6 protein-coding genes are annotated in these 5596 nt (G+C 60.3%); 1 reads left to right on the forward strand and 5 read right to left on the reverse strand.

What is annotated here, in order from left to right:
* The 5 genes from WBF74_RS01450 to WBF74_RS01470 form a co-directional block, all read right to left on the reverse strand.
* Positions 1–279 (reverse strand): ATP:cob(I)alamin adenosyltransferase (locus WBF74_RS01450; protein WP_424434112.1); only part of this gene is annotated, 279 nt, incomplete at its 3' end.
* A gap of 13 nt (positions 280–292) precedes the next feature.
* Positions 293–793, reverse strand: a complete 501-nt coding sequence (locus tag WBF74_RS01455) for a cytochrome b (RefSeq protein WP_424434114.1) — start codon at positions 791–793, stop codon at positions 293–295.
* A 98-nt stretch (positions 794–891) separates the two neighbouring features.
* Entirely contained in the window at positions 892–1788 is an 897-nt protein-coding gene (locus WBF74_RS01460) for a haloalkane dehalogenase (protein WP_424434116.1), read from the reverse strand.
* Between the two features lie 85 nt (positions 1789–1873).
* The gene (locus WBF74_RS01465) at positions 1874–2065 is read right to left on the reverse strand and encodes a twin transmembrane helix small protein (protein WP_424434118.1); all 192 of its coding nucleotides are present in this window, start codon (positions 2063–2065) and stop codon (positions 1874–1876) included.
* Between the two features lie 97 nt (positions 2066–2162).
* On the reverse strand, positions 2163–3860 hold the full coding sequence (locus tag WBF74_RS01470) for an acyl-CoA dehydrogenase family protein (RefSeq protein ID WP_424434120.1): 1698 nt from the start codon (positions 3858–3860) through the stop codon (positions 2163–2165).
* An 85-nt stretch (positions 3861–3945) separates the two neighbouring features.
* On the opposite strand from WBF74_RS01470, the gene WBF74_RS01475 reads away from it, so the two are divergent.
* Positions 3946–5535 (forward strand): TrkH family potassium uptake protein, encoded by a 1590-nt coding sequence (locus WBF74_RS01475; RefSeq protein WP_424434122.1) that lies wholly within the window; start codon positions 3946–3948, stop codon positions 5533–5535.
* Positions 5536–5596: the final 61 nt, after the last annotated feature.

The raw sequence follows: 5596 nt of genomic DNA on the forward strand, positions 1-5596 counted from the left end.
GATGATCCTGAGCGGCTCATAGCCGAGATCCTTGTCGCTTGAAGGCGTTGCAAGGTCGGCGCCGAGATCGAACAGCTCGTTCTGGATGCGGGCAAGCATGGTGTCGAGCTTCGGCAGGCTGCCTGTATGGAGCCTTGCAACGCCAATGATGGAGTTCGTCTCATCCACCGTGCCGTAGCTTTCGATGCGCAGTGAATGTTTCGGTACACGCTCGCCCGTCGCGAGGGCGGTCGTGCCCTTGTCGCCGGTTTTTGTGTAGATCTTGTTGAGCGTGACCATAGGACGTTCTTTCTCAGCGTTTGCCTGGCAGCATGCGGGTGAGGCCGCCATCTTTCAGGATGAACTGGTGATAAAGCGCGCCGCCAATGTGGAGCGCGACGAGAATGGCGATCAACAGTGCATTCGGCCCATGAAGCTCATGGCCAATCGCGTAGATCGTGTCATTCTGCACGATCTTGAGCGGGATGACGCCGAAGGCGACCGGGTCCCGCTTTGAGAACATAACCATCATCAGGCCGAGAATGGGCTGAAGAGTGACGGCGAGCGTCAGCAGGTGATGCACGGATTTTGATGCGATCTGCTGCCAGCGCGGCATGGGAAGCGGCGCGGGGCGCGGATGCGTCATTCGGTGTCCGAGCCAGAATACCATGACGATCAGCGTGATGATGCCAAAGCCGAAATGCCAGGTCGCCGTCTCGCGGCTGAGTGTGGCACCGCCATAAAGCATCAGCAGAACGAGAACGGATACCGTCCAGTGCAGCGCCTTCGATGAGCCGCCAAACTTCTCGGCCATGAGTTTCCCCCTTTTTTCTTCTCAATGTCATGACAGCCTCGCCGTGATGAGCGGGGCGATCAAGAAACAACATTGTGAAGGAAGAAGGGGAGGTGCGTCTATCCGTTGCGCCAACCCTTGCGCCATTTCGCTATGGCTTCGCCGATTTCATGGGGGCTGTCTTCCTGAATGAAGTGGCTGCCTTTCACGGTCACTTCGGTCTGGTTCTTCCAACTCCGGCAGAATTCGCGCTGCGCGCCGGTGAGGATGGCACCGGGATCGGCATTGACAAAGAGCTTGGGCAATTCGTTCTCGGCCATCCAGCGCGCATAATCGTCAACGATCTCGACGACATCTTCCGGCTCCCCGTCAAGCGGGATCTGGCGCGGCCATGACAGGGTCGGGCGGCGGTCTTCACCTTCCTCCGCGAAGGGGCGGCGATAGACGGCCATTTCCTCTTCCGTCAGCTTGCGCAGGATCGAGCCGGGCAGCACGGCTTCGATGAAGAGGTTCTTCTTCAGGATCATTTCCTCGCCTGCGTCGGAGCGGAACCCTTCAAAGATGCGGCGGGCATCCTGATTCCATTCATCCCATTGGAGCGGGCGGACAATACCTTCCATATAGGCGATACCTGCCACAGCATTGCGGTGGCGATTTGCCCAGTCGAAGCCGAGGGCGGAACCCCAGTCATGCACGACAAGCGTGACATTGCTCTTCACATCCATCGCTTCAAGGAAGGCATCGAGAAAGCGGCGATGCTCGCGGAAGCTGTAGCGCTCAGGGCCTGACGGTTCGAGCTTGTCGCTGTCGCCCATGCCGATGAGATCGGGCGCGATGCAGCGCCCCTGATCGGCCAGATGCGGCATCACATTGCGCCACAGATAGGAGGATGTCGGGTTGCCATGAAGGAAGATGATCGGATCACCTTCGCCCATTTCGGAATAGGCCATGGCGCGACCGGAGATGGTCACAAATTTCTTGGGCAGTTCCGCCGCGGAAATCGTCTTTTCCGTCATGATCTCTTGATCTCCCGCTTCAGCTCTCTCTCCGCACCTTCACCCTAATATAGCGCGGAAAAGGGGACGAAATGAGACAGGTTGCCTACATCGAGGCGAGATAGAGACCCGTCATGATGATAATCAGCGCAAGGAATTGCAGGCCGACGCGCCAGCGCATCAATAGCTGGGAACGATTTGACGGGCCACCGCGCATCATGTTCCACAGGCCAAGCAGAAGAACGATGAGCACGGCGCCAAGGGCAATCGGTCCGAGCCAGCTGAAGAGTTCCGCCATATTCCTGATCCGCCTCTGAAAAGGCGGCTCCCTGTTTTCATTGATCTTACAGGACCGCTCCTTATGGCGAGCGAGCCTCGGTGTGAGGCGAAGTGTCTCAGTTCCCGCCTTCGAGAAGACGCCGCGCGATGACCTGCGCCTGAATTTCTGCGGCCCCTTCGAAAATATTGAGAATGCGCGCATCGCACAGGACGCGGCTCACCGGATATTCGAGCGCGAAGCCATTGCCACCATGGATCTGCAACGCATTATCCGCTGCAGCCCAGGCAACGCGGGCAGCGAGAAGCTTTGCCATGCCGGCTTCAAGGTCGCAGCGCCGGCCACCATCCTTTTCGCGCGCGGCAAAATAGGTGAGCTGGCGTGCCACCATGATCTCGACCGCCATCATGACTATCTTTCCGAAGACGCGCGGGAAAGTGTAGATCGGCTTGCTGAACTGGATGCGCTCCTGCGCATAGCGAAGGCCGAGTTCGAGCGCGGATTGCGCAACGCCGACAGCGCGTGCGGCGGTCTGGATGCGGGCGCTTTCGAAAGTCTGCATGAGCTGCTTGAAGCCCTGACCTTCTTCGCCGCCGAGAAGGTTTTCTGCCTTCACTTCGAAATCATCAAAACCGATTTCAAATTCCTTCATGCCGCGATAGCCGAGCACTTCGATCTCGCCGCCGGACATGCCCTCCGCCGGGAAGGGGTTTGCATCATCGCCGCGCGGCTTTTCTGCGAGCAGCATGGAGAGGCCCTTGTAGCCTGGCTCGTCATTGGTGCGGCAGAGAAGCGTCATCACATCGGCGCGGGCGGCATGGGTGATCCATGTCTTGTTGCCGGTGATCTTGTAAACATCCCCCTCGCGGCGACCGCGCGTCTTGAGGCTTGCAAGGTCGGAGCCGGTATTGGGTTCGGTGAAAACAGCGGTGGGAAGCACCTCACCGCTTGCGATCTTCGGGAGCCAATGCGCCTTCTGCTCCGGCGTACCGCCACCAAGAATGAGTTCTGCCGCAATTTCAGAGCGCGTGCCAAGCGAGCCGACGCCAATATAGCCGCGGCTCAGTTCTTCCGAGACGACGCACATGGATTCCTTGCCGAGACCCAGCCCGCCAAACTCTTCGGGGATGGTGAGGCCGAACACGCCAAGCTCGGACATTTGCGCGATGACTTCGAGCGGAATGTAGTCATCCTTCAGATGCCACTCATGCGCGTAGGGCACGACTTCGGCATCGGCGAATTTGCGCATCTGGTCGCGGATCGCCTCATAGGTTTCTTCAAGCCCGGCATCGCCGAAGGTGGTGGCGCCTGCATTCGCGGCGATGAGTTCGGCAAGGCGCGCGCGCACGGCAGCCGTGTTTCCGGCGCTTGCCAGCTTGCGCACGGTGGTGCGGAAGGCGGCGACATCTTCATCTGAAAGACCGAGATCGGCGGGGCGGACGATTTCGCCCTGGCTCATGGGGATGCCGCCTGCGATCTGGTTCAGATATTCGCCGAAAGCGGTCTGCACGATCAGCGCCTCGAACTCGCCAAGGCGGCCTTCCCCCTTCATTCGCGTGGCATAGGAGGCAAGCTGGCGGAGCGCCTCAACATAGGTGGCAAGCCAGGCCACGCCATGAGCGGCGAACTGTTCCTTCTCGATGAGGCCGGCCGAAGGCTTGCCGTCTTTCGACACGCGGGCGAATACGGCGGCGCGGGCGGCCGCCAGAAGCCGGTCAGCCGCGTTTACCGCCTCATCCGTCAGCGCCAGAAGGTCGGCCAGAAGAATGCCGTCATTTGCTGCTATGGCAGGGGTCGGGGCGGAGACTTGGCTCATGTAAGGAACTCGCTTCGTGTGATTGGCCTTGATAACCGGCCTTATAGGGCGGGGCGATGACGCGTGAAACTGCCGGAAAGCACCCGTGAGGAGGCTTCCCCCCGGGGCATGGCACCAGCCTTTCAATGTCTATATATCTCGAAGCTCCGGCTCCGGCCAGCGGAGCGGCAAGGGCGCGATCGAGGGGGCGCTGATGGACGGAACGGGCGTAAAGACTACCGAGAGCGGCGACAGCACACGGGCTGTGGGGCTTGTCATCGGGGCGCTGCTGGTGGCGCTGTCCGTGCTCATGCTGGTGCCGGTGCTGGCGGAAGTGGTGGCGCGCAGCGGCGACTGGCAGGCCTTTCTATCTTCCGCCGTGATTACGGGCTTTGTGGGCGGGGGGCTGATGTTCTCCAACCAGACGGAGCGGCGCGAGCTTACCCACCGTGCGACCTTTCTCGTGACCACGCTTGGCTGGCTCGGTATTGCCGCTTTTTCGGCGCTGCCCTTCGCCTTTTCCCATGTTGATCTCAATTATACCGACGCCTTTTTCGAGGCGATGTCGGGCGTGACCACGACGGGCGCAACGGTGATGGCGGGGCTCGACCATATGACGCCCGGCCTGCTTCTCTGGCGCTCGCTGCTGCAATGGGTCGGCGGTATCGGCATCATCGTCACGGCGGTGGCCATTCTGCCCTTCCTGCGGGTTGGCGGGATGCAGCTTTTCCGCACCGAAAGCACGGACAAGACGGAGAAGGTATTGCCCCGGCCGGGACAGATCGCGGTGGCAATCGGCGAGGTCTATCTGGTGCTGACGCTGCTCTGTGCGCTTGCCTATGTGCTGGGCGGGATGACGCCGTTTGACGCGCTCAACCATGCGATGACGACCGTCTCGACGGGCGGCTATTCAACGCATGATGCTTCCTTCGGCTATTTCGACAATGCCTTTATTCACTGGACGGCGGTGATCTTCATGATCTCCGGCGCGCTGCCGCTCGCGCTTTATGTGCAGACGCTGCGGGGCACGGGGGAGACGCTGTGGAGCGATCCACAGGTGCGCGGCTTTCTCACATTGCTCGGGGTGGTCTCGCTTCTCATGGCGCTCTGGCTGCTGGTGAAGGGCAATCACGGCATTTTTGATGCGCTGACGCTTGCGGCCTTCAATGTGACATCCATCGTTTCCACGGCGGGTTTCGTCAGTTCCGATTACACGCTCTGGGGACCGTTCTCCGTAATGGCCTTCTTTATCCTGATGTTTATCGGTGGATGCACCGGCTCTACATCGGGCGGCATGAAGATATTCCGCCTGCAGATACTCGGCCTTCTTTTCAGGGGGCAGATGCGCCAGACGCTTTACCCGCATGTCGCGCAGAGAATGCGCTATGGCGAGCGCACGGTGAGCCGCGAAGTCATCTTCTCCGTCGCGCTTTTCGTGTTTGTCTATCTGGCGTCGATGGTTGCAGTGGCGCTGGCGCTTGCTGCGTTCGGCCTTGATTTCACAACGGCGATCTCGGCGGCTGTTTCATCCATTGCCAATGTCGGGCCGGGGCTTGGCCAGCATGTCGGCCCTGCGGGCACATTTGCCCATCTGCCTGACGGGCCGAAACTCATTCTTGCCTTTGCGATGCTGCTTGGCCGCCTCGAACTGCTGACCGTGCTCGTCATGTTCTCGCGCGATTATTGGGAGCGGTGACGGCACGGGGCCTGTGAGGCCATCGAGCCTGCGTTGCAGGCTCGATCGGGTGTCGTCAGGC

This window comes from Parvibaculum sp. (genome assembly GCF_049672805.1).
Taxonomy (GTDB): Bacteria; Pseudomonadota; Alphaproteobacteria; order Parvibaculales; family Parvibaculaceae; genus Parvibaculum.

Bases quoted from the DNA above. Each gene is read 5' to 3' on its own strand.
- WBF74_RS01455 (WP_424434114.1), bottom strand. From the start codon at position 793: ATGGCCGAGAAGTTTGGCGGCTCATCGAAGGCGCTGCACTGGACGGTA.
- WBF74_RS01460 (WP_424434116.1), bottom strand. From the start codon at position 1,788: ATGACGGAAAAGACGATTTCCGCGGCGGAACTGCCCAAGAAATTTGTG.
- WBF74_RS01465 (WP_424434118.1), bottom strand. From the start codon at position 2,065: ATGGCGGAACTCTTCAGCTGGCTCGGACCGATTGCCCTTGGCGCCGTG.
- WBF74_RS01470 (WP_424434120.1), bottom strand. From the start codon at position 3,860: ATGAGCCAAGTCTCCGCCCCGACCCCTGCCATAGCAGCAAATGACGGC.